Origin of the sequence: Cupriavidus sp. USMAHM13 (assembly GCF_001854285.1) — a bacterium.
Classification (GTDB): domain Bacteria; phylum Pseudomonadota; class Gammaproteobacteria; order Burkholderiales; family Burkholderiaceae; genus Cupriavidus; species Cupriavidus malaysiensis.
This window is the reverse complement of the sequence record NZ_CP017751.1, coordinates 1,852,856-1,876,580: the sequence shown is the minus strand read 5'-3', so window position 1 is coordinate 1,876,580 and position 23,725 is coordinate 1,852,856. Positions and strand designations below refer to the sequence as shown.

Here is a 23,725-nt window from a genome sequence, read left to right as displayed (position 1 = left end):
CGACAAAAACACGGAGACAGCATGAGCAACGTATCGCACTTCGAAGGCACCCGGCCCGTGGCCGAGCAGCAACGCTTCGACCTCGGCGCGCTCGAAGACTGGATGCGCCAGCATGTGGACGGCTTCGCCGGCCCGCTGACGGTCGAACAGTTCAAGGGCGGCCAGTCCAACCCCACCTTCAAGCTGATCACGCCGGAGTGCACCTATGTGATGCGCGCCAAGCCCGGCCCGCGCGCCAAGCTGCTGCCCTCGGCCCACGCCATCGAGCGCGAGTACCGCGTGATGGCCGCGCTGGCCGGCACCGACGTCCCGGTGGCGAAGATGTACGCGCTGTGCGACGACGAAACGGTGATCGGCCGCGACTTCTACGTGATGGAATACGTCGCCGGCCGCGTGCTGTGGGACCAGTCGCTGCCCGACATGAGCAACAGCGAGCGCGGCGCCATCTACGACGAGATGAACCGCGTCATCGCCGCCCTGCACAGCGTCGACTACCAGGCCATCGGCCTGGGCGACTACGGCAAGCCCGGCAACTACTTCTCGCGCCAGATCGAACGCTGGACCAAGCAGTACAAGCTGTCGGAAACCGAGTCCATCCCCTCGATGGATGCGCTGATGGAATGGCTGCCGCAGCATATCCCGCAGGAAGGCGCCGACCTGACCAGCATCGTCCATGGCGACTACCGCCTCGACAACCTGATGTTCCACCCGACCGAGCCGCGCGTGCTGGCCGTGCTCGACTGGGAATTGTCGACGCTGGGCCATCCGATGGCCGACTTCGGCTACCACTGCATGAGCTGGCATATCGCACCGGGCCAGTTCCGCGGCATCGCCGGCCTCGACTATGCCTCGCTCGGCATCCCCGACGAAGCCAGCTACCGCAAGCTGTACGAACAGCGCACCGGGCGCGAGATCACCGGCGACTGGAACTTCTACCTGGCCTTCAGCATGTTCCGCATTGCCGGCATCCTGCAGGGGATCATGAAGCGGGTGGTGGACGGCACGGCCTCGTCGGCGCAGGCGCTGGATGCGGGCAAGCGGGCGCGGCCGATGGCGGAGATGGGGTGGCAGTACGCGCAGAAAGCGAAGCAGTAAGGGTTGTGGCTTGTCTTGATGGCTTGAACGGTGTTGCTTGTTTGAGCCGTCGGGAGATTTTTTCGGGCGGTGTCGGTTTGCGGGGCAACGGCCTGTTTCGGCTCTCGTGACTTGACGCTTGTCATGTGGGTTTAGGCGGTGTCGGTTTGCAAGGCAACAGCCTGTTTCGACTCCCCTGCGGGGAGCCGACTTACTTTCTTGGTCTCGCCCAAGAAAGTAAGCAAAGAAGGCGACCCGGGTGCGGCGAAGACCCCTCGCGAATGGGCCCCGGCCGCCGCGCCCGTCCGAACTCGCGGCCTGCGGCCGCTCAGACAGCGGACGGGCTTCATCGGCGGCCGGGGCCCATTCGCGAGGCGCCGCACACGGGAGGGAAAGGCCAACCGTTGGTCTGCGAGCGGGCTCACTTTTGCATAGCGGCCAGGTTTGCTGAGCCTTTGTGTTCGGCCAGCTGCTGGCCGAACACCCCCACCCGAAGCGAAGCGAGGCGTGGCGTCTGTTCCCTGCCGTGTGCGGCGCCTCGCGTGCTGGGGCAAAGAGCGGATTAGAGGGCCCCCTGTCTGAGGATCGCCTTAAGGCGATCCGAGTTGGGGCCCGGCCGCTCTTTGCCCCAGCACGCGAGGGGGTGTTGAGCCGCACCCGGCGCGCCTTCTTTGCCTACTTTCTTGGGCAAGACCAAGAAAGTAGGTCGGCTCCCCCGCAGGGGGAGTCGAAACAGGCCGTTGTCACACTGACCGATACCACTCGAATCCACGCGCAAAAGCCGTGCGTCACGAAAGCCAGTCGGCTCCCCGCAGGGGGTCGAAACAGGCCGTTGCCCCGCACACCAACACCGCCCGAAAACAAGCGACAAGGCATCGAGTCACGCGTGCATTGGTGTGCGGCCAGCAAGCTGGCCGCACACCCCCCGCCCGAAGCGCAGCGAGGCGTGGCGTCTGTTCCCTGCCGTGTGCGGCGCCTCGCGTGCTGGGGCAAAGAGCGGAAAAGAGGGCCCCCTGTCTGAGGATCGCCTTAAGGCGATCCGAGTTGGGGCCCGGCCGCTCTTTGCCCCAGCACGCGAGGGGGTGTTGAGCCGCACCCGGCGCGCCTTCTTTGCCTACTTTCTTGGGCAAGACCAAGAAAGTAGGTCGGCTCCCCCGCAGGGGGAGTCGAAACAGGTCGTTGCCTCGCAAACCGACACCGCCCGAATCCAAACGACAAACCAACAACAAGAAAATCAAACCCCTTCCACCCGCAAACCCCCACCCCCCACCATCCTCCTCACCCCCAAAAACTCCATCTCAGCCAGCACCGCGACAACCAGCGCCTGCGCACCGATGAAAACCATGCCAAGCGCATTCGCCCCGCCTCCCCCTTCCGCCAGCAACCACACACTCCCGGCAACCCAGCCGAGATTGCCGGCGATCACCAGCCACACCGCCGGCGCCACCAGCAGGCGCGTCGCCACCAGCGCAATGAAGGCACCGATCGGCAACAACGCCGTGCCCGCGTAGAAGGACAGCCCGGCGGCGATGCCGGTGAGGCCGTGCACGAAATCGGCGCCGAAGGCGAGCAGCCAGCCGGTCGCCAGGCAGGTGGCGGCGTCGGCCAGCAGGACGGTGCGCAGGAATCGGGTAGGTTGAGTAGTGGACATGGCTTCGCTCCTGTGAGGTTGGGAACCGCTCGCGCGGAGTACCGCGCGTTCGGATCCATGTTGGACCAGGGAGCGTGCCTTGCCCATTACGCGCAAGGTCATCGGGCACAGGCGGCCGGCACCGTCGGGGGGCCGCGACGGCGCTGCGCGCGCCGCACGGCTCAGGGCCGGATGGTGTCGCCCAGCACCACGCCTTCGCGGCGCGGATCGGTGCCGCCTTGCAGGACCGGCACGCCGTCGCGCCGCACGCGCAGGATGGTGTTGACGCCGCTCGGCTGCGCGGCGGTGCCGACGGTGTGGCCCAGCGCGCGCAGGCCGGTGATCAGCGCGTCGCGGTTGCCGCCGTCGGCCGTGTCGATATACGGATGCTCGCCGCCCAGCGTGGTGATGGGCGAGTTGAAGGCGCCGAAGTCGACCAGGCCGGCTGCCTGCTGGGCGTCGAGGCCCCAGTCGAGCATGCCCACCAGGGTCTTCACCACATACTGCGGGATGGCGCCGCCGCCGGGCGAGCCGGTGGCCATGAGGAAGTCGCCGCGGGAACCGTCCGCCGCCTTGCGGAAGACCAGGGTCGGCGCCATCGAGCTGCGCGGACGCTTGCCCGGGGCCAGCCGGTTGGCGTAGGGCGTGCCGGCGGGGTCGGCGGGGTCGGCGGGGTCGGCGGAGAAATCGGTCAGCTGGTTGTTCAGCAGGAAGCCGCGGGTCATGTGGAAGGACCCCATGCTGCTCTCGACGGTGGTGGTGGCGGTCAGGACGTTGCCGTCGCCGTCGACGATGCTGAAGTGGCTGGTGCCGTGCTCGACCAGCGCCGGGTCGACGCCGAGCGGCACCGTGCCCAGCTTGCCCGGGCTGGCGGTCCGCATGCTGGCGCGCAGGTCGATCAAGCGGGCGCGGCCCTGCAGGTAGCGCTGGTTCAGCAGCGTGTCCCAGGTGCCGCCCGGCAGCGGGACGAAATCGGTGTCGGCCACGTACTTGTCGCGGTCGGCGTAGGCCAGGCGCTCGGCCTCGCTGACCAGGTGCACGCCCGTCACACTCGGGTGCCCGCCTTCGCCATCGATGGCGGCCGGCTTGTACCGTGCCAGGTCGAAGTGTTCCAGGATGCCGAGCGCCGACGCCACGGTGATGCCGCCGGACGACGGCGGCGGCATGCCGCAGATCCAGTATTCGCGGTAGGTGGTGCACACCGGCTCGCGACGCTTGGCCTGGTAGCCGGCCAGGTCGGCCAGCGTGGTCTTGCCCGGCGTGATCGGGCTGCCGTCGGCGGCCCGCGTGGTGGCGATGCTGGCGACGATGTCCTGCGCGATGCTGCCGGTGTAGAACGCGTCGGCGCCCTGCTCCGCCAGCCGCTGCAGCGTGTCCGCATAGGCGGGATTGGCCAGCCGCGTGCCGAGCGCCTTGGGCGAGCCGTCGGCGTGGAGGAAGTAGGCCGCCGCGGCGCGATCGCGCTTGAGGCTGGCCGCGTTGAGAGCGATGGCGTCGGCCAGGCGGCCGCCGATGGGGAAGCCGTTGGTGGACAGCGTGATGGCGTCGCCGAACAGGTCCCGCCAGGCCAGTCTGCCGTGGTCCCGCTGCACTGCCTCCAGCAGGCGCGGCAGGCCGGGGGTGCCGATCGCGCGGCCGCTGGCGCGCACGCTGGGCAGGGGCGCCTGGCGTTCGCTGGCGGCGTCGATATAGCGCAGGTAGTCGCCGGTGGCGGCAGCGGGCGCGGTCTCGCGTCCGTCGTAGGCCTGCACGGTCTTCCTGCCCGCGTCGTAGTAGAGCAGCAGCCCGCCCGCGCCGAGGCCGGTAGCCTCGGGCACGGTCAGGCCCAGGACCGCCTGCACGGCGACCGCCGCGTCGGCCGCGCTGCCGCCGCGCGCGAGCACCGCGCAACCGGCGGCGCTGGCCAGCGCGTTCGAGGTCGACACCATATAGCGCCGGGCAAAGGCCGGCTGCAGTCCGGTGCGGTAGCCGGAAGCCGGCTCCGGCAGCGTGGTATCGCCCGGCTGGCCGGCGCCGACCACGATACCGCGGTCGCCTGACACGCGGCAGCCGGCCTCGACCCCGGGCGGCGTGCCGGCGGCCGGCGCCCGCGCTGGCGGAACGTGGCCGCACGCGGCCAGCAGCAGCTGGGCCGTGGCGATGGCGGCGAACGCAGGCGCGAGGTGTCGTCTTGTCATCGGGTCTTCCCTGGAGGGTGCCTCGGGTCGGCCCAGGCCAGGCCGGAACCCGGAGCGCGGCGGCACAAGCACGCTGCCGCCGCGCGCAGATGGCCATTGTGCCGCATGGCAGGCAAGGGGAATCGAGCGGGATGGCGCGGGATGGCCCGGGACACGCGGCCGGCAGGTCGGCGCCGCCTCGATTATCATCGGCGTTTTCCCGACTCGCGCCTGCCCTGCAGGCTCCGCCAATGTCCGACCTGTCCGCCTTCCCCATCACGCAGAAATGGCCCGCCGCGCATCCGGACCGCATCCAGCTGTACTCGCTGCCGACGCCCAACGGCGTCAAGGTGTCGATCATGCTGGAGGAGACCGGCCTGCCCTACGAGCCCCACCTGGTGCGCTTCGACAGCCAGGACCAGATGTCGCCCGCCTTCCTGTCGCTCAACCCGAACAACAAGATACCCGCCATCCTCGATCCCCACGGCCCCGGCGGCAAGCCGCTCGCGCTGTTCGAATCCGGTGCCATCCTGATCTACCTCGCCGACAAGGCAGGCCGGCTGCTGCCGCAGGAACCGGCGGCACGCTACGAGACCATCCAGTGGCTGATGTTCCAGATGGCCGGCATCGGGCCGATGTTCGGCCAGGTGGGCTTCTTCCACAAGTTCGCCGGCCGCGACTTCGAGGACAAGCGCCCGCGCGACCGCTACGTGGCGGAAGCGCGCCGCCTGCTGGGCGTGCTGGAGGAACGGCTGGCGGGGCGTGACTGGATCATGGGCGACGACTACACCATCGCCGATATCGCCACCTTCCCGTGGGTGCGCAACCTGGTGGGCTTCTACGAAGCGGGCGAGCTGGTGGGCTTCGCCGACTTCCCCAACGTCGCGCGCGTGCTGGCCGCCTTCGTGGCGCGGCCGGCGGTGGCACGCGGGCTGGAGATCCCCAAGCGGGCCTGACCCCGCCGCCTCGGCATGCCGGGGCTCAGGACGGCTGCGGTGCCGGCGCGGCGGCGGCCGCCCGCCCCTGCATCCGGCCCACGTCGGTGACGTCGGTGGCGCCGGCCGCGTGGGCCGCGCCGTGGCGCTCCCTGAGATGCTGGCGGAAGGCGGCCACGGACAAGGGCCGCGACAGCAGGAAGCCCTGCACCTCGTCGCAGCCGACGCTGGTCAGCGTATCGAGCTGGCTGCCGGTCTCGACGCCTTCGGCCACCACCTCCATCTGCAGGGCGTGCGACAGCGTGACGATGGCGGACAGCAGCGCCTTGCCCTCCGTCTCGTGCTCATCGAGTTCCTGCGTGAAGTAACGATCGACCTTGATCTGGCGTACCTTGAAACGCTGCAGGTAGGCCAGGCTCGAGTAGCCGGTGCCGAAATCGTCGATGGCCAGTTCGAAGCCGTGCGCGTGGAAGGCGCGGATGGTCTCGGCGGCACGTTCGGCGTTCTGCATCGCCACCGATTCGGTGATCTCGAACATCAGGCGCTGCGGCCGCACGCCCGCCGCGCGCACGATGGTGTCGACGCGCCCGGCCAGGTCCGGCACCTCGAACTGCGCCGCCGACAGGTTGATGGAAATCTGCACCGGCGGCAGGGCTTCGCTGTCCCAGTCGCGGATCCAGCGGCAGACCTCCCGGATCACCCACTCTCCCACCTGGATGATCTGCCCGGAACGTTCGGCGATCGGGATGAATTCCGGCGGCGGTACGTTGCCCAGCTCGGGGTGGTTCCAGCGGATCAGCGCCTCGGCGCCCGCCAGCGCGCGGCCGGCGATGCGGTACTTGGGCTGGAACACCAGGCTGAGGTGCCCCTCGTCCAGGGCCCGCTGCAGGTCGCGCTGCAGCGTCAGGGTGCGCGCCGCGTCGGCATGCATGCCGACCTCGAAGAAGCGGTGCGTGTTGCGGCCGGCGCGCTTGGCATACTGCATGGCGGCATCGGCGGCCAGCAGAAGCGATTCGGCATCGCGCCCGTCGGACGGGCACAGGGCGATGCCCACGCTGGCGCTGACCCGCACGCGCACATCGTGCACCAGCGCGTAGCGGCCGAGCACCTGGCGCAGCGCCGTGGCGATCGCGGCGGCCTCGAGGCGGCCGGGCCGCGAATGCATCAGCACGCCGAACTGGTCGCCGCCCAGGCGCGCCACCACGTCGCCCTCGTGCGCCATCTCGCGCAAGCGCTGCGCGCAGGCCTTGAGTACGTCGTCGCCGACCGCGTGCCCCAGTGAATCGTTGATGGCGCGGAAATTATCCAGGCCCAGCACGAACAGCGTGGCGGCGTGCCCGGCGCCGGTGCGCGCCTCGATGGCCTGGCCGATGCGGCTGGCCAGGCGGATCGCGATCTGTTCGGCCAGTTGCTGGCGGTTGGGCAGGCCGGTCAGCATATCGTGCGTGCCCAGGTACTGCAGCTGCAGGCGGGCTTGCTGCAGCGCGCGCGTCAGCCGCCTGGCGCGCCGCCCCAGCAGCAGCATACCGGCCAGCGCCAGCGGGCAGGCGACGGCCGCGGCCGTGACCAGCCAGCGCGCATCCAGGCCGATCCGGCCCGGCAGCGCGCGCAGCATCGGCCAACCCAGGTGCCAGGCGCCGGTCACGGTGCCGCCCAGCAGCAAGGCGATGGCCAGCCGGCGCGACGGCAGGCGGACCCATGTCGCCCACCCCGCCCGCCTGGTGCCGGCACCGCGGACGCTGCCGGCAAGCTCGAGCGCCGCGTAGCATGCCAGCGAGGCCACGGTCAGCGACAACAGGACCGACAACGGAACATCAATGCCGATCATCAGCGGGCTCCCTCCGAAATGCGATGCGCAGCGGCGGCATGGATCGAATGACCGGGCCGTGCGCAGAGCATTCTTGCCTGACACGCCGATTGCAATTGATCCCCCGAAGGGGGGGGTGTCGCCTGCGCACCACAGCGGCACGCGCCGCGCCGCTGTGGTACCGTGGCCGCCACCGGACGCGCCGCCGGCCCAAGGCCGGCGCGCCCGGCATGTGCGCGCCCAGGCACGGGACCTCCCCGCGCCGGCGCGCCGCCTGCGGAGAATCGCCATGCATGACGAAGTCCGGTCCAACGGCAATCCGGGCGCCGACCCGGCCGGCGCCATTGCCGACTGGCATGCCCACGTCTATTTCGACGCCGCCAGCCGCGACGCGGCACTGGCGCTGCGCGCCGGCCTCGATGCGGCGTTCGGCGCGCGTATCGCGCTCGGCCGCGTGCACGATCGTCCGGTCGGGCCACATCCTTGCTGGAGCTACCAGATCGCCTTCGCGCCGGACGTGCTGGGCGGGCTGGTGGCGTGGCTGGCGCTCCACCACGGCGCGCTGGACGTGCTGCTGCACCCGAATACCGGCGACGCGCTGCGCGACCATCGCGACCGTGCGCTGTGGTTCGGGCACAGCCACGACCTGGCGCTGCAGGCAGTCGGTGGGTAAGCGCGCCGTGCGACCCGCTATAGTGAAGTCTCCCCCCGCATGCCGACACCCCGAACGGCGGAAAGGAGAATCCTCATGAAGGCTCGCACCCACCGCGCCGCCATGGCGGTCCTGCTGGGCGCCGCCCTGCTCGCCGCGGGCAGCGCCCAGGCCCAGCTCGGCGACCTGCTCAACAAGGCCGGCGGCGGCTCCTCGTCCGGGACCGGCAGCCTGGGCAACCTCGGCGGCGCGCTGTCAGGTCAGTCGCTGGTCTCGGGCAGCACCGGCAACGTGGCCGGCCTGCTCGAGTTCTGCATCAAGAACAACTACCTGGGCGGCAATGCCGCCAGCTCGGTCAAGAACTCGCTGATGGGCAAGCTGGGCGGCTCCGCCGGGTCCGACAGCGGCTATTCCAGCGGCGCCAAGGGCATCCTCGACAGCGGCAACGGCCAGCAGCTCGACCTGAGCGGCGGCGGCCTCAAGGCCGAGATGACCAAGCAGGTCTGCGACAAGGTGCTGGCCCAGGGCAAGTCATTGCTCTAGGCCTGCGCGGCTCCGCGCTCCGCCGTCGGAGCCGGCAGCCCACTAGCCGGCTGTCGCGCCGCCGCTGGCAGCCGCCTCCATGCCGTTGCCCGGCCAGGTGCCGGGGATGCCGCCTTCGGCATGGACGGCGGCCAGCGCCTCGTGCATGGTGGCGAAGATGCGCGCCTCGCCGACCATGTGGGCGATGCCGTGCCGCACCATGTCGGCATGCAGGTAGTGGTTGACGCGCGCGAACAGCACCTGGACGCCCTGCTGCGCCAGCTGCGTGCACAGATTGCCGAGCGAGCGCCCGGCCGAATAGTCCAGGTCGGTGATCGCGCCGGCGTCCACCAGGAACCAGCGCACCGGCCGCGGCGCGTGCGCCACCAGCCGCCGCACCTCGCCGACGAAGGCGTTGTCATTGGCATAGAAGAGGTCCGCGCCGAAATGGTAGACGATCAGGCCCGGGGCGGTCTCCCTGCCGGGCGCGGCCGGCATCGGCAGCCAGCGCCCGTCCGGCCCCGGCAGCAGCATGGTGGTGTGGGGCCGGTAGCTGTGGCGCACGTGGCGCAGCAGGGACAGCGCGATGGCCAGCAGGATGCCGTGCTCGACCCCCACCAGCACCACCGCGGCCGCGGTGACCAGCGCCAGGCGGAACTCGCCCGGGCTCTCGGCGCGGATCGCCCGCAGCTTGCCCACGTCGACCAGCCCGATCGCGATGGTGAACACCACGCCGGCCAGCACGCAGTGCGGCAGGTATTGCAGCCAGCCACTGAGGCACAGCAGCACCACCACCACCATGGCGGCGAACACCAGTTGCGCCAGCTGGCTGCGCGCCCCCGCCTGGTCCGCCATGGCGGTCTGGGTCGGGCTGCCGTTGACGACGAAGGTACCGCTCAGGGCAGCGCCGGCATTGGCGGCGGCCAGCCCGAGGATGTCGGCGTCGCCATCGAAGCGTTCGTCGTAGCGCTCGGCGAAGGCCCGCCCGGCAGCGGCGCTCTGCGCCACGATCATGACGAAGCAGGAGCCGGCCACCGGCACCAGCTCCAGCACTTGCTGCCAGCCCACCAGCGGCAGGCGCAGGGCCGGCAGCCCGCCGGCGACCGGGCCGATCACGGCGATGCCGCGGGCGGCGAAGCCGGTGGCGTGGCTGAGAGCGATGCCGGCAACCACTGCGACCAGCGCCACCGGCCAGCGCGGCACGTAGCGCTTGCCGAGCAGGATCGTAGCGACCACCAGCACCGAGATGCCCAACGTGGGCAGGCGGATCTCCGGCAGGTGGCGCAGCAGCGCCAGCACCTGGTCGGTCGAGCGTGTGGCATGGACCGCCATGCCGAGCATGTCGCCCAGCATGGCGATGCCCACCTGCACGCCGACCCCGGCCAGGAAGCCGACCAGCACCGTGCGTGACAGGAAATCGGCCAGGAAGCCGAGGCGGAACAGGCGCGCCAGCAGCAGCAGCGCGGCGGTCATCAAGGCCACCATGCCCGCCAGCGCGGCGTACTCGGCGCTGCCCGCCGGCGCCATCGCGCCGACCTGCCCGGCCAGGATGGTGGCGGTGGCGGAATCGGCCGCCACCACCAGGTGGCGCGAGGCACCGAACAGCGCGAAGGCCATCACCGGCAGCACCGCCGTGTAGAGGCCGGCCACCGCCGGCATGCCGGCGATGCGGGCATAGCCGAGCAGTTGCGGCACGTTCATCGAGGCGAGCTGGAGGCCGGCCAGGGCATCGCGCACCACGCCGGCGCGGTCGAGCGGGCGCATGCCGCGCAGCAGGCCGGGCAGCCGCGCGGCATGCGCAGAAGGATCCCGCGCGGGTGGGCCTGGGTTCGGGGGCAGGGAACTGGACATGGAGGCATCCTGCGCGAGTGGGGGCGGGAGATCAAGCCTGCGCTTGATCGGCGGGCGGCCCGCCTGGACCGACCCGCTCAAGTCACCTTCGCCCAAGTCATCGTATCAGATGACATAAGGAGATTGCCCATCCCGTCCTCCCGCCCGAGGCCGCCACGCGCCGGGACGGCATGCCGATGCCGTTCCCCGCACCTGCCGCCGCCTGCGGGAAATCCCTGAAATTCCGTGAAATCCATACCAGTATTGGATCTGCATCCAAGCAACCGTGGCCCGCGCGCGGGCAGGCGGGCAAGGTCAGGCGTGCCCCGGTTTTTTACCTTATGATGTACGACAACATACAACAAAATCCTTGGAGACAGCACCATGCCTTCGAACCGCCGGCACTTCCTGCAGCAGCTTGGCGCCCTCGGCGCCATCCCCTCCCTCGCCGCGCTCGGCAGCGCCACCCTGCTGGGCGCGCCGCGCACGGCCAGGGCCGCCGACTGGCCTACCCGTCCGATCCGCCTGGTGGTGCCCTACCCGGCCGGCGGCTCGTCGGACATCATCGCGCGCCTGATCAGCCGCCACCTGGGCGAAGCGCTGGGCCAGCCCATCGTGGTCGACAACCGTCCCGGCGCCAACGGCAATGTCGGCGCGGCCATGGTGGCGCAGGCCGGCGCCGACCACCACACGCTGATGCTGTGCGACGTCGGCGCCCTGGCCATCAGCCCCTCGGTCTACACCAAGCTCAGCTTCGATCCCGGCAAGGACCTGCGCGGCGTGGCCATGCTGGCCTATTCGCCGCACCTGCTGGTGGTCCATCCGTCCGTGCCGGCGGGCAACCTCAAGGAAGTGGTGGAACTGTCGCGGCGCACGCCACTGAACTTCGCCGTCACCGCGATCGGCAGCGCGCCGCACCTGGCCGGCGTGGCGGTGGCCCAGGCCACCGGCGCCAAGTGGCAGTACGTGCCCTACAAGGGCGGCTCGCAGGCCGTGACCGATACCGTCGCCGGCACCGCCCAGGTCCTGATGAACGGCATGCTGGCCACGCTGCCGCAGGTGCAGGCCGGCAAGCTCAAGCTGCTGGCCGTCTCCAAGAAGACGCGCATGCCCTTGATTGCGCAGGTGCCGACCATCGCCGAGCAGGGCGTGCCCGGCTTCGAGTCCGGCACCTGGCAGGGCGTGATGGCGCCGGCCGCGATGCCGGACGCGCTGGTGGCGCGCCTGTCCGCCGAACTGATCCGCATCATCCGCCTGCCGGAAGTGCGCGCCCAGCTCACCGCCCAGGGCGCCGAGGTGGTGACCATGACGCCGCCGGAAACCAACCGCTTCTTCGCCAGCGAACGGACGCGTTGGGCGGCCGTGGTCAAGGAAGGTGGCGTCCGCCTGGATTGATCGGCAGGGCCGCCAGGACGGGACCTCGCCGGCGAGGATTCAGCGTCGCGGGCGTTTCCCGGGCACCGGCAGCCCCGCGAGCCCGGCCGCATAGGCGCGGCCCTCTTCCTCCATCCAGGCGATGAAGTGCGACTGCCGGGTGCGCGCCTCCTCGCGCGCCGGCCACACCAGCCAATAGGGATAGAAGTACGGCACGCGCACCGGCGTGACCTGCACCAGTTCGCCGGTGGCCAGCGCGTCGGCCACCAGGCTCAGGCGCTCCAGCGCCAGGCCCTGGCCCAGGCGCACCGCCTCCAGGATGAGGTTGGAATCGTTGATCCACAGCCCGCTGCCGGCCGGCGGCTCGGCCACGCCGGCGGCCTCGCACCAGCTCGCCCACGGCTCGGCGGAGCGGATCAGCGGACCGGCCATGGCCTCGCGCGCAGTGCGCGGCAAGCGCCCACCGTGAAAGGCGGGCGCGGCCACCAGCACCAGCTCATCGTGCAGCCACTCGCTGTGCGACAAGCCCTCCCAGTCGCCGCGGCCGATGCGCACGGCGACGTCGGCATTGGCCTGGCGCATGTCCTGGATCTCCAGGCTGGCCTCCAGCCGCACGCGGTAGCGCGGGTGGCGCTGGCGGAAGCGCGGCAGCCGCGGCAGCAGCCAGTTGCGCCCGAAGGACGGCATCACCGCCACCACCAGCGTCTCGTCCTGGCCGCGCGTCTGCACCAGCCGCGTGGCCTCGCCCAGCTGCTGCAGCGCCGCGCGCACCTGCAGGGCATAGAGCCGCCCCGCCTCGCTCAGGCGCAGGCCGCGCCCGGCGCGCACGAACAAGGTCACGCCGAGCTGCGCCTCCAGCAGCTTGATCTGCTGGCTGACCGCCGAATGGGTCACGTGCAGCGCCTGCGCGGCCAGGGTCACGCTGCCCAGCCGGGCCACGGCTTCGAAGCTGCGCAGCGCCGGCAGGGGCGGCAGCGCGCTCATGCCGGGTAGGCGGCCGCCGGCCGCGTTGCTGGGTTCCGTCGAATCATCCTGTCACTCGGCCGGGCGTTGCCGCGCCATCGGTGCGTCCTGGTGGGCCATCCTGTCGGGCCATCCTGCTGGTCCGGCAGATCTGTTAGCGCTACTAACGGAAGCGCGGAAAACTTCTCGATTTTCCCGCCCCGCCAGGCGCGCTACAGTGTGCTGTCGCGCAACGCCGCAGCGCGGCGCAGCATGGCCGGAACCGTAGCACAGACTGGCGCCGGCGCCTACCGGCACGTGCTGCGGAGGGCGGCAGGCCAAGCTAGCCCGAGCGCTGGGCGGCGCGTCCCCACCATTAACCTGAACTGACGAACGAGAACGACTATGCAACTGATCGGCATGCTCGACTCCCCCTATGTGCGCCGCACCGCCATCTCGCTGCGCCTGCTGGGACTGCCCTACGAACACAAGCCGGTGTCGGTGTTCAGCACCTACGATGCGTTCCGCGCCATCAACCCGGTGGTCAAGGCGCCCACCCTGGTCTGCGACGACGGCCAGGTGCTGATGGACTCCACCCTCATCATCGACTACGCGGAGACCGTGCTGGCACCCGGCCGCAGCCTGATGCCGGCCGAGCCGCGCGCCCGCACGCGCGCGCTGCGCCGTGTCGGCCTGGCGCTGGCCGCCTGCGAGAAGGCCGTGCAGATCGTCTACGAACGCGGGCTGCGTCCCGAGGCAAAGCGCCACGCGCCCTGGCTGGAACGCGTCACCCAGCAGCTTCATGCGGCCTGCGCCGAACTGGAGGGCGAACTGCTGCCGGATGCGGGCCCCTTGCCGACGCCGGGGGATCAGGCGGGGGTGACCATTGCGGTAGCCTGGCGCTTTATCCAGATGATGGTGGCGGATGTGGTGGTGCTGGCGGATTATCCGCTCCTCAATGGTTTTTCGTTGGAGGCGGAGGGGACGGAGGCGTTTTTGGCTGCGCCGGCGGAGTAGATGGGGGTTAGGGCAGGCTCTGGTGGCCTTGGCTGACGGCGTCGGTGGATCGTGGCAATGGCTTGTTTCGGTTCTCTTGATCTCGTGCTTGTCTTTGGGTGCTGTCGGTCTGCGGGGCCACGGCCTGTTTCGGCTTTCGTGATTTAGCGCGTGGATTCGGGGGGGTGTCGGTCTGCGAGACAACGGCCTGTTTCGACTCCCCTGCGGGGAGCCGACTCGCTTTCGTGACGCAAGGCTTTTGCGCGTGGATTCGAGTGGTATCGGTCTGTGTGACAACGGCCTGTTTCGACTCCCCCTGCGGGGGAGCCGACCTACTTTCTTGGTCTTGCCCAAGAAAGTAGGCAAAGAAGGCGCGCCGGGTGCGGCTCAAAAACCCCTCGCGTGCTGAGGCAAAGAGCGGCCGGGCCCCAACTCGGATCGCCTTAAGGCGATCCTCAGACAGGGGGCCCTCTAATCCGCTCTTTGCCTCAGCCCGCGAGGCGCCGCACACGGCAGGGAAAAGATGCCACGCCTCGCTTCGCTTCGGGTGGGCTGTGTTCGGCCAGCTGCTGGCCGAACACAAAGGCTCAGCAAACCTGGCCGTTATGCAAAAGTGAGCCCGCTCGCAGACCAACGGTTGGCCTTTCCCTCCCGTGTGCGGCGCCTCGCGAATGGGCCCCGGCCGCCGACGAAGCCCGTCCGCTGTCTGAGCGGCCGCAGGCCGCGAGTTCGGACGGGCGCGGCGGCCGGGGCCCATTCGCGAGGGGGGGGTCGCCGCACCCGGGTCGCCTTTCTTTGCCTACTTTCTTTGGCGAGACAAAGAAAGTAGGTCGGCTCCCCCGCAGGGGGAGTCGAAACAGGCCGTTGCCCCGCAGACCGATGCCCGTGGAATCACCGACACCGCCAAACCACCGCAAACAATCAAGACACAAAATCCCTTAAGCCCCCGCCTCCCCCGCCCCACCCCCCAACGCATTCATCACCCCCATCAACTGCTCCCGCAACCACCGGTTAGCCCCATCATTCTCCCCACCCGCATGCCAGTAGAGATGCAGTTCCAGCGACGGCACCTTGAACGGCAGCGTCAGCAAGCGGTTGGCATAGGGCTCGTTGGCAATGCGCGCATAGCGCAGCGGCAATGTCGCCAGCAGGTCGGTGCAGCTCACCACGCGGCAGGCCGCGGCGTAGTGCTGGCAGCGCAGGCGTACACGCCGGGTCAGGCCCATGCGGTGCAGCGCCTGGTCTTCCAGCCCGGCGCCGCGCCGGCGCGAGGAGACGTGCACGTGCTCGGCGGCGAGGTAGCGTTCCAGCGTCAGTTCTTTCTTGACCAGCGGGTGGTCGCGCCGTGCCAGCACCACCATCGGGTCGGCCATGAAGGGGGCGTGGTGGATGGCCGGCGACACCGGCAGCAGGATGTCGATGGCGGCGTCGAGGGTGCCGGCCAGCAGTTCCGACTCCATCTCGCGCCGGTCGAAGCGGATCGCCGCAATCTCGACCTGGGGCGCGGCAGCGGTCACGCGCGCCATCAGCGGCGGCAGCAGCGTGGATTCCAGCGCGTCGCGCATGCCGATGGTGAAGCGCCGCACCGTGGCGGTCGGGTCGAAATGGGGGGTGTCCTGGAGAGTGCGCGCGAACGATTGCAGCGCGCCGCGCACTTCGGAGGCCAGCGAGCGCGCCAGCGGCGTGGGCGCCATGCCCTGGCCGCGCCGCTCGAACAGCGGGTCGTCGAACAGCGTGCGCAGCCGGCCCAGCGCGTGGCTCACGGCGGGCTGCGTCAGGTTGAGCTGGCGCGCGGCCGCGGTGATGCTGCCTTCGCTGTAGATGGCGTCGAACACCACGAAGAGGTTCAGGTCGATACGGGAGAGCTGCATGGCGTCGATTCTGGCATGGAATGCAGGATATTGATACTGACAAATCGAGAAAATTCATTTCCCTTATTAACCCGATTCCGATACAGTGTTTCCAGCCGGCACGGACCGTGCCCTCCGGCGCCCCGCCATCGCGCGTGGCGCCGGCCATTTTCTGTGGTTGTGAGGAGACCCCCATGGAGTTCGATTACTCGCCGAAGGTCAAGGAACTGCAAGCCAAGCTGCTGGCCTTCTTCGACAAGCACATCTACCCGAACGAGAAGCGCTTCTACGCCGAGATCCAGGCCAACCGCGAAGCGGGCAATGTCTGGGTGCCGGTCAAGCTGATCGAGGAACTGAAGCCGCTGGCGCGCGAGCAGGGCCTGTGGAACCTCTTCCTGCCGCGTTCGCCGCGCGCCCCGCAGGGCCTGTCGAACCTCGAATACGCCCCGCTGTGCGAGATCATGGGCCGTGTGCCCTGGTCGGCCGAGGTGTTCAACTGCGCCGCGCCTGACACCGGCAATATGGAAACCCTGGAGCGCTATGCCTCCGAGGAACTGAAGGACAAGTGGCTGGAGCCGCTGCTGGCCGGCGAGATCCGCTCGGCCTTCCTGATGACCGAACCCGCCGTGGCCTCGTCGGACGCCACCAATATCGAGTGCCGCATCGAGCGTGACGGCAACGAGTACGTGATCAACGGCACCAAGTGGTGGTCGTCGGGCGCCGGCGATCCGCGCTGCAAGGTCTACATCGTGATGGGCAAGACCGATCCCGAAGCCGGCCGCCATGAGCAGCAGTCGATGATCGTGGTTCCGGCCGACACCCCGGGCATCACCGTCAAGCGCTTCCTGCCGGTGTTCGGCTACGACGACGCCCCGCACGGCCACATGGAGATCGAGCTGAAGAACGTGCGCGTGCCGGTCGGCAACATCCTGCTGGGTGAAGGCCGCGGCTTCGAGATCGCCCAGGGCCGCCTCGGCCCGGGCCGCATCCACCACTGCATGCGCAGCATCGGCGTGGCCGAGCGCGCGCTCGAGCTGCTGTGCCAGCGCGCCCTCAAGCGCGTGGCCTTCGGCAAGCCGGTGGCGGCCCAGGGCGTGACGCGCGAGCGTATCGCCGAGGCCCGCTGCGAGATCGAGATGGCGCGCCTGCTGACGCTGAAGGCCGCGTACATGATGGACACCGTGGGCAACAAGATCGCCAAGGCCGAAATCGCGATGATCAAGGTGGTGGCGCCGAACATGGCGCTCAAGGTCATCGACTGGGCGATCCAGGTGCATGGCGCCGCCGGCGTGTCGGGCGACACCCCGCTGGCCAACTGGTGGGCGCACCAGCGCACGCTGCGCCTGGCCGACGGTCCGGACGAGGTGCACCGCAACGCCATCGCCAAGCTGGAGCTGGCCAAGCACATGAACCTGAACCCGAACGAGATCGACATGCCGGTCACGCGCGGTTTCTGAACCCGCTTGCCACCGCGCCGGCGGCCGCCCTCGTGCGGCCCTGCCGGCAACATGGAAAACGCGCAGCCCGTCTGCGCGTTTTTTTCTTCTGTGCTTAAATCGCCCGGTTCGCCACGTCGGCGGTCGATGTGGCATGCGCAACGATCACAGCCAGGAGCCCTTTCCCGATGATCGACGTCTACACCTGGGCCACGCCCAACGGCCACAAGGTTCATATCATGCTGGAGGAGTGCGGCCTGCCCTACCGCGTCCACCCGATCAATATCGGCGCCGGCGACCAGTTCGGCGAGGACTTCCTCGCCATCAGCCCGAACAACAAGATCCCGGCCATCGTCGATCCCGACGGCCCGGACGGCGAGCCGATCTCGCTGTTCGAGTCGGGCGCCATCCTGGTCTACCTGGCCGGCAAGACCGGCAGGTTCCTGCCCGAGGACGTGCGCGGCAAGTACGATGCGCTGCAGTGGCTGATGTTCCAGATGGGCGGTGTCGGCCCGATGCTGGGCCAGGCCCACCACTTCCGCATCTACGCGCCGGAGAAGATCGACTACGCCATCCAGCGCTATACCAACGAGGCCAAGCGCCTGTACGGCGTGATCGACAAGCAGTTGTCCAGGCATGAATGGCTGGCCGGCGACCAGTACTCCATCGCCGACATCGCCACCTTCCCCTGGCTGCGCAGCTGGCAGAACCAGGGGGTGGAACTGGACGAGTACCCGCACCTGAAGCGCTGGTTCAACGTCATCGCCGAGCGTCCCGCGGTCAAGCGCGGCGTGGAGGTGCTGTCCGCTCAGCGGCGCGCGCTGCAGGACGATGCCAAGGCGCGCGAGGTCCTGTTCGGCGCCACGCAGTACCAGCGTCACTGATACCGGCGCCACCGGTACCGGCACCACCGGGCGTGGCACCCGGGAGTTCGTGCCGGCCCCGGTCCGCTCAGGCCGCCGCGCGCCACGCCGGCGGCTGCAGGCCGCACAGCAGCCCCGCGGGTTCGCTCAGGGCCTCCAGGCGGTAGCGCTCGCCGGCATCGGGGGCATAGGCCATGCCGGGCTGCAGGTAGGCTTCCTGCACCGGCGCCGCGTCCTCGCTTCCCGCCGCGAGCGACCACCAGCGCAGGCGCAGCACCCCGCGATAGCACACCGCCCAGCGCAGGCCGTGGCGCGCCAGCGCCTCGGCCCAGCCCTGCTCGTCGCGGCGCACGGCGGCCAGCGCGGCGTGGCGGCCCGGCACGCCATCGCCGCCGGCGCGCAGGGTCGCCGCATCGAGCGTGATGACAGCCTCGTCGGCACGCAGCAAAGCGCCGTCCTGCCAGGAAGCGGCCCGCTCGCGCGCGGCCGGCGCCGCCCCCTCCAGCGCCGTGCACACCAGCACGCTGTCCAGCAGCGCGCATACCCGCAGCGTGCCACCTCCGGGCGGCATGAACAGGTCGCCGGCACCGAGCAGCACGATGCCGTCCTCGCCCGCCAGCGACAGCGCCAGCGCGCCGCGCAGGCAGGTCCAAAGCTGCGCTCCCGCCACCGCGACGCCCTGCTGCGTCTCGCCCTCGCGCAACAGCACGCAGTCCGCGCCGCCGCCACCGAGGCCGTCGAAGTCGTCGGGCAGCAGCCGCGCGTGCAGGCCGAGGCCCGGGCCCACGGCTTGCCCGGCCTCGCTGAACGGTGAGTCGAAGAGGGAAAAGACTTGCATCGCACGCTCCTCGCAGAGCCGGTCCGCTCAAGTTCGCGCCGGCTGTAACCGATAGTGCGTGACACTATAAGTTGTCGCCCTGGCAAGGTCAAACCCTTAGCCTCTGACCGATTCCATTTCTGCCTGGACCATGGTCAGCACTCCCCTGAAGTTATTCGGACAACAACTTGCAATGCTGAGAAAGCAGCGAGGCTGGTCTCAGGAGAAGCTGGCATTGGAGAGTGGATTGGCTCGTTCGTACGTCAGCGGAATCGAGCGCGGTGTGCGGAATGTGGCCTTGATCAATATCTGCGCGCTCGCCGACACGCTCGGCGTACCACCTGGCGAGCTGATGCGCTTCGGCGAGGCGCCGGCCAGCGAACTGCTGCTGGAGCAGAAGCGCACGCCCTTCCGCAGCGGCAAGAACCCGGCCCAGCAGGCCACGCTGCGCTATATGACGACGCTGTCGGACAGCGAACAGGACGTGGTCGCCGCGGTCGCGCGCGCCCTCGCCAACAAGGGCGGCGCGCGCTGAAGCGCGCCGCGCCTTCCCACCGGCCAGCCCTACCCCTTCCTCCCGGCGGCGAACGCCGCCGCGCTCAGGCGTCCAGCACGGCCTACGCCCGGGCTTCGGCATCGCGCAGATGGCGCGCGAAAGTCGGCGCATCGAGATTGGAGCCGCACACGATCAGCGCTACGCGCTTGCCGCCCAGCTCCTCGCGCAGCGGTCCGAGCAGGGCCGCGGTCGAGGCCGCGGTGGCGGGTTCGGTGGCCAGCTTCACGTCGCGGTACAGCGCGTGCATGGCCGCGCGCAGCGCATCGTCGCTGACGCGCACCATGGCATCGACGAAGCGGCGGCACACGCCGAAGCTGTAGGGCAACGCATAGGGCGCGCCGAGGCTGTCGGCGATGGTCTGCACGCGTTCGAGCCGCTGCGGCGAGCCGGCCTCGAAGCTGCGCGTCATGGCGTCGGCCCCCTCGGGCTCGACGCCGTAGACGCGGCAGGCTGGATTGATCTGCTTGACCGCGGCGGCGATGCCCGCCGCCAGGCCGCCGCCGCCCACCGGCACCACCACCGCATCGAGGGACGCGACCTGGCGCATCAGTTCGAGTCCGACGGTGCCCGTACCCTGGGCGATCAGCGGGCCATCATAGGGATGGACCATGGTGCGCCCCTCCTCTTCCACCAGTGCATCGGCACGCGCGAAGGCTGCGTGCACGTCGGGCAGCAGCTCCACCTGCGCGCCCCAGGCCCGGCATGCCTCGACGCGCGCCGGGCTGGCGCCGGCCGGCATCGCCAACCGTGCGCTGACGCCGGCCACGCGGGCGGCATAAGCCACCGCCATGGCATGGTTGCCGGCGCTGGCGGCGACCACGCCGCGCGCGCGTGCCGGCTGGTCAAGCTGCAGGATGCTGTTGAGCGCGCCGCGCAGCTTGAAGGTGCCGGTGAGCTGGAACAGCTCCAGTTTCAGCCAGACCTCGGTGCCGGGCCGCAGGCGGCCGGGCAGTTCGCCGGCCTGCCAGGGCCAGACCGGCGTGGACAGGACCTTGCCTTGCAGGCGTGCCGCGGTGGCCTCGATCTCGGCCAGCGTGGGATAAGGGGCGTACAGGTGGGCGAGCGTGCTCAGCAGCTCGAGCGGGTTGGACATGGGACTCTCCATCGGCGCGGGCGAGACAGCAGGCGGCACGGCCGCCGTAGCTGCCGCACCCGCTGCGCCCGCAATCTTCGCAAGATTCGGATCGCCGGCCGGCACGCTGCCGGCTGGCCGCAAGCGGCGGCGCGGCGCCGCCTGGGCGCGCGCGCAGCCGGGACTGGGGCCACCAAGCACCGGCCGAAGCCGCAGCTCAGCGACCCGAGATAATTCGAATGATGGAAAGGGGGGTGGAACGCGCGAGGGAGCGCGCCAGGGAGGCGCCGCCCGCGCACGGGGCGGCGGCGATACTGGCCGGGTGCTCAGCCGGGAGCGCCGCAACCGCACGGCCGTACACACCGGCACCGGTAACGGTGGCGGCGCGACAGGCGGAAAGGGCGGTCGGCATGGCTGGCATAGCTCAGCAGTATGCCAAAGCATGCGCCGCGCTGGCAAGCACGGCGTGCCCTGCCATGCGGCTAGATGCCCAGCAGTCCGGCGCGTTCGATGAAGCGGATCACCTCGTCCAGCCCCTGCCCCGACTTGACGCTGCCCATCACGAAGGGCCGCTCGCCGCGCATCTTGCGGGCGTCGCTCTCCATGACTTCGAGCGAAGCGCCGACATAGGGCGCGAGGTCGGTCTTGTTGATCACCAGCAGGTCGGACTTGGTGATGCCCGGCCCGCCCTTGCGCGGGATCTTCTCGCCGCCGGCCACATCGATCACGTAGATGGTCAGGTCGGACAGCTCCGGGCTGAAGGTGGCCGCCAGGTTGTCGCCGCCGGACTCGATGAAGACAACGTCGGCGTCGGGAAACTTCGCCAGCATGCGGTCGACCGCCTCCAGGTTGATCGAGGCGTCCTCGCGGATCGCCGTATGCGGGCAGCCGCCGGTCTCCACGCCCATGATGCGCTCGGCCGGCAACGCACCCGAGATGGTCAGCAGGCGCTGGTCTTCCTTGGTGTAGATGTCGTTGGTGATGGCGACCAGGTCATAGCGCTCGCGCATGGCCTTGCACAGCATCTCGAGCAGGGTGGTCTTGCCGGAGCCCACCGGGCCGCCGACGCCGACGCGCAGCGGCGGGTTCTTCTTGGTTCGGGTAGTCATGATGGTTTCGTTTGGCGATTCGAATGAGAGTCCGGGCAGGGGCCTGGTGACGGACGCCTGCCTTCAGGAGCGGAACAACCGGGAATACTGCGTCTCGTGGCGCGCCGACAGCAGGCCCAGCATGGGCGAGAAGGTCGACAGCAGCGGCGGCTCGGCGCCCGCGCGCCGCTGCGCCTCGGCCACCGTCGCCAGCACCGTCGCATGCAGGCGGCGCAGGATGTGCTGCCCCGCCACCTGGCCGAGCGGCACCGCCTTGAGCGCCGCCGCCACCTGGTTCTCGGCCCAGTTGAAGCAGTAGGCCGCCAGGCCGTCGCCCTCCTCCACCTGCAGCGCCACGCAGGCCGCGGCGAAGGCCGTCGGCAGGCAGGCCGGCGCCAGCGCGGCCAGGCCGTCGCGCAGGGCCGGGTCACCCCAGCCCATCTGCCCCAGCAGGCGCGCCAGCGACCAGCCCATCTGCTCGGTCTCCAGCCTCAGCTCGGCGGTCTCGCGGGTGGCATGGAACCAGTCGTTCCAATGCCGCACCGCGGCCAGGTCGCCGGCCTGCCAGGCACGATGCAGCAGCAGCCACAGCGGCGCCTCGCACTGCGACTGCACAGACAGCAGGTTGTCGCGGATCCAGCGCTCGGCGCTGTCGGCATCGCGCACCATGCCGCAGTCGATGGCGGCCTCCAGGCCCTGGGAATAGCTGAAGCCCCCGATCGGCAGCGCGGGAGAGGCGAGGTGGAGCAGGGAGAGGAGTTGGGGGAGTGCGGTCATGGTTCGCCGGCTCTTCGTTGGCGCACGGGAAGATCATCGCCGCGCCGCTCTACCGGGCGCCCGCCCTCACCCCCAGCCCCTCTCCCGCATGCGGGAGAGGGGAGCTTCGGTGCGCTTACGTTGTCGGCCGGATTCGGGCGGCTTCGCGCGCCGGACGATTCCACCCGGACTGCCTGAGCCGCATTCTCGCGAAACGGCACCCGGCGCGCGCCGGTTTGCTCCCCTCTCCCGCTGGCGGGAGAGGGGCCGGGGGTGAGGGCCGGCGCATCCACGTGCCCGAGGCCGATCGCTACCTCGCGCACGCGTTCAAGCACAGCGGAAGTCTGCCCGAGGATCTCGTTATTCCAGAACCGAAGCATGGTATAGCCGTTCCGCGCGAACCAGGCATCACGCCGTGCATCGGCATCTTTGCCATGCTGCCCGCCATCCGCCTCGATCACCAGCTTCAGATCCAAGCAGACGAAATCAACGATATAGGGGCCGATCTGCCGTTGCCGCCGGAACTTCAAACCGATCAAGCGATTGTCACGCAGCAAGTACCAGAGGCGCTGTTCTGCCTTCGTCTGGTTGGCCCGGAGCATGCGGACGAATTCCGGCTTCGGCACACGCCCGCCCTCACCCCCATCCCCTCTCCCGCACGCGGGAGAGGGGAGCTCGGTCGTCGGCAGAGAATCAGGCGATCGCTTTTTCATGCGTCTGCGCGAAACCTCTCAGTGCTTGTGCCCGCAATGCTCGTCATGCACGTGATCGCCATGGTCGTGCGAATCGCCATGGGGATGCGAATGGCCGTGCGAGTGCGAGTGCGAGTGCCCATGATCGTGACCATGCCCATGATGCTCGTGGAACACCGCCTGCGCGGCCGCGTAGTCCTCGGCGAAGGTCGCGTCGTGCCCGTGCTTGTGGCCGCCGCCGTAGGCGCCGGCTTCCGGTTCGAACGGCTGCTCCGTGCGTTCGGCGCGCACGCCGAGGCGGGCCAGCATGTCGGCCAGCACCGGATCGTATTCCAGCCGCAGGTAGTCGCGCCCGACTTCCACCGGGGTATGGCGGTTGCCGAGATGGTAGGCGGCGCGCATCAGCGCCAGCGGATCGGCGGCGCTGACCTGCAGCACGTGCTCGGGCGCCGCCAGCACCTCGACGAAGGTGCCCGCTTCGGTCACCAGCAGGTCGCCGCCGCGCAGCACGGTGCCGCGCGGCAGGAACAGGGCGGCTTCCTCGCCGTTGTCGAGCGTGGCGCGCAGCCGGCTCTTGCTGCGCTCGCCGAAGGGCAGCACCAGCTTGGGGGCGCGCTTGACCAGCACGGGCGCGATGCCGTGCGGTGCACTGAGGTGTTTGTCGATCTTTAGCATGA

The 23,725-nt window shown here is 69.8% G+C and carries 21 protein-coding genes; 9 read left to right on the top strand and 12 right to left on the bottom strand.

The features are described from left to right. Window positions 1-21 precede the first annotated feature (21 nt). Complete coding sequence (locus BKK81_RS08260; RefSeq protein WP_071011994.1) at window positions 22-1,095, top strand: phosphotransferase; 1,074 nt, start codon at window positions 22-24, stop codon at window positions 1,093-1,095. A gap of 1,213 nt (window positions 1,096-2,308) precedes the next feature. Here the strand turns inward: BKK81_RS08260 and BKK81_RS08255 are convergent. Both BKK81_RS08255 and BKK81_RS08250 read right to left on the bottom strand, forming a co-directional pair. Then, window positions 2,309-2,725, bottom strand: coding sequence for a hypothetical protein (locus BKK81_RS08255; RefSeq protein ID WP_071011992.1), 417 nt, complete (start codon window positions 2,723-2,725; stop codon window positions 2,309-2,311). 161 nt (window positions 2,726-2,886) lie between these two features. Continuing rightward, on the bottom strand, window positions 2,887-4,881 hold the full coding sequence (locus BKK81_RS08250) for a gamma-glutamyltransferase family protein (RefSeq protein WP_071011991.1): 1,995 nt from the start codon (window positions 4,879-4,881) through the stop codon (window positions 2,887-2,889). 230 nt (window positions 4,882-5,111) lie between these two features. Here BKK81_RS08250 and BKK81_RS08245 point away from each other — a divergent pair, with 230 nt between their 5' ends. Beyond that, complete coding sequence (locus BKK81_RS08245; protein WP_071011989.1) at window positions 5,112-5,816, top strand: glutathione binding-like protein; 705 nt, start codon at window positions 5,112-5,114, stop codon at window positions 5,814-5,816. A gap of 25 nt (window positions 5,817-5,841) precedes the next feature. On the opposite strand, the gene BKK81_RS08240 is transcribed toward BKK81_RS08245, so the two are convergent. Continuing rightward, a complete protein-coding gene (locus BKK81_RS08240) occupies window positions 5,842-7,623 on the bottom strand; it encodes a putative bifunctional diguanylate cyclase/phosphodiesterase (protein WP_071011987.1) in 1,782 nt (593 codons plus the stop codon). Between the two features lie 268 nt (window positions 7,624-7,891). Here BKK81_RS08240 and BKK81_RS08235 point away from each other — a divergent pair, with 268 nt between their 5' ends. Further along, on the top strand, window positions 7,892-8,275 hold the full coding sequence (locus tag BKK81_RS08235) for a DOPA 4,5-dioxygenase family protein (protein ID WP_071011985.1): 384 nt from the start codon (window positions 7,892-7,894) through the stop codon (window positions 8,273-8,275). 75 nt (window positions 8,276-8,350) lie between these two features. Then, window positions 8,351-8,797, top strand: a complete 447-nt coding sequence (locus BKK81_RS08230; RefSeq protein ID WP_071011983.1) for a DUF2501 domain-containing protein — start codon at window positions 8,351-8,353, stop codon at window positions 8,795-8,797. Between the two features lie 42 nt (window positions 8,798-8,839). On the opposite strand, the gene BKK81_RS08225 is transcribed toward BKK81_RS08230, so the two are convergent. After that, window positions 8,840-10,540 (bottom strand): SulP family inorganic anion transporter, encoded by a 1,701-nt coding sequence (locus tag BKK81_RS08225; RefSeq protein ID WP_071016228.1) that lies wholly within the window; start codon window positions 10,538-10,540, stop codon window positions 8,840-8,842. A 450-nt stretch (window positions 10,541-10,990) separates the two neighbouring features. On the opposite strand from BKK81_RS08225, the gene BKK81_RS08220 reads away from it, so the two are divergent. Beyond that, on the top strand, window positions 10,991-12,001 hold the full coding sequence (locus BKK81_RS08220) for a Bug family tripartite tricarboxylate transporter substrate binding protein (protein WP_071011981.1): 1,011 nt from the start codon (window positions 10,991-10,993) through the stop codon (window positions 11,999-12,001). Between the two features lie 39 nt (window positions 12,002-12,040). On the opposite strand, the gene BKK81_RS08215 is transcribed toward BKK81_RS08220, so the two are convergent. Then, window positions 12,041-12,964, bottom strand: a complete 924-nt coding sequence (locus BKK81_RS08215; protein ID WP_071011980.1) for a LysR substrate-binding domain-containing protein — start codon at window positions 12,962-12,964, stop codon at window positions 12,041-12,043. A 363-nt stretch (window positions 12,965-13,327) separates the two neighbouring features. Here BKK81_RS08215 and BKK81_RS08210 point away from each other — a divergent pair, with 363 nt between their 5' ends. Further along, entirely contained in the window at window positions 13,328-13,939 is a 612-nt protein-coding gene (locus BKK81_RS08210; RefSeq protein WP_071011978.1) for a glutathione S-transferase, read from the top strand. Window positions 13,940-14,856: 917 nt separating this feature from the next. Here BKK81_RS08210 and BKK81_RS08205 read toward each other — a convergent pair. Continuing rightward, window positions 14,857-15,789, bottom strand: coding sequence for a LysR family transcriptional regulator (locus BKK81_RS08205; protein ID WP_071011976.1), 933 nt, complete (start codon window positions 15,787-15,789; stop codon window positions 14,857-14,859). Between the two features lie 173 nt (window positions 15,790-15,962). On the opposite strand from BKK81_RS08205, the gene BKK81_RS08200 reads away from it, so the two are divergent. Then, window positions 15,963-17,225: an acyl-CoA dehydrogenase family protein gene (locus BKK81_RS08200; RefSeq protein ID WP_071011974.1), complete on the top strand. Its 1,263-nt coding sequence runs from the start codon at window positions 15,963-15,965 to the stop codon at window positions 17,223-17,225. Between the two features lie 167 nt (window positions 17,226-17,392). Beyond that, the gene (locus BKK81_RS08195; protein WP_071011972.1) at window positions 17,393-18,088 is read left to right on the top strand and encodes a glutathione binding-like protein; all 696 of its coding nucleotides are present in this window, start codon (window positions 17,393-17,395) and stop codon (window positions 18,086-18,088) included. Between the two features lie 67 nt (window positions 18,089-18,155). Here the strand turns inward: BKK81_RS08195 and BKK81_RS08190 are convergent, their stop codons facing one another. After that, window positions 18,156-18,905, bottom strand: a complete 750-nt coding sequence (locus BKK81_RS08190) for a hypothetical protein (protein ID WP_071011971.1) — start codon at window positions 18,903-18,905, stop codon at window positions 18,156-18,158. A gap of 130 nt (window positions 18,906-19,035) precedes the next feature. Between BKK81_RS08190 and BKK81_RS08185 the strand changes: the two genes are divergently transcribed. Next, complete coding sequence (locus BKK81_RS08185; RefSeq protein WP_071011969.1) at window positions 19,036-19,419, top strand: helix-turn-helix domain-containing protein; 384 nt, start codon at window positions 19,036-19,038, stop codon at window positions 19,417-19,419. An 82-nt stretch (window positions 19,420-19,501) separates the two neighbouring features. Here BKK81_RS08185 and BKK81_RS08180 read toward each other — a convergent pair whose 3' ends face one another. From BKK81_RS08180 to ureE, 5 genes are all read right to left on the bottom strand, one after another. After that, the gene (locus BKK81_RS08180) at window positions 19,502-20,533 is read right to left on the bottom strand and encodes a threonine ammonia-lyase (RefSeq protein WP_071011967.1); all 1,032 of its coding nucleotides are present in this window, start codon (window positions 20,531-20,533) and stop codon (window positions 19,502-19,504) included. 461 nt (window positions 20,534-20,994) lie between these two features. Next, window positions 20,995-21,624, bottom strand: coding sequence for an urease accessory protein UreG (gene ureG / locus BKK81_RS08175; RefSeq protein ID WP_197523969.1), 630 nt, complete (start codon window positions 21,622-21,624; stop codon window positions 20,995-20,997). 60 nt (window positions 21,625-21,684) lie between these two features. Continuing rightward, window positions 21,685-22,377 (bottom strand): urease accessory protein UreF, encoded by a 693-nt coding sequence (locus tag BKK81_RS08170; protein WP_071011963.1) that lies wholly within the window; start codon window positions 22,375-22,377, stop codon window positions 21,685-21,687. Then, window positions 22,374-22,958: an endonuclease domain-containing protein gene (locus tag BKK81_RS34145; protein ID WP_156811172.1), complete on the bottom strand. Its 585-nt coding sequence runs from the start codon at window positions 22,956-22,958 to the stop codon at window positions 22,374-22,376. The genes BKK81_RS08170 and BKK81_RS34145 overlap by 4 nt, the downstream gene beginning before the upstream one ends. A gap of 129 nt (window positions 22,959-23,087) precedes the next feature. Then, complete coding sequence (gene ureE / locus BKK81_RS08165) at window positions 23,088-23,723, bottom strand: urease accessory protein UreE (protein ID WP_071011962.1); 636 nt, start codon at window positions 23,721-23,723, stop codon at window positions 23,088-23,090. Window positions 23,724-23,725: the final 2 nt, after the last annotated feature.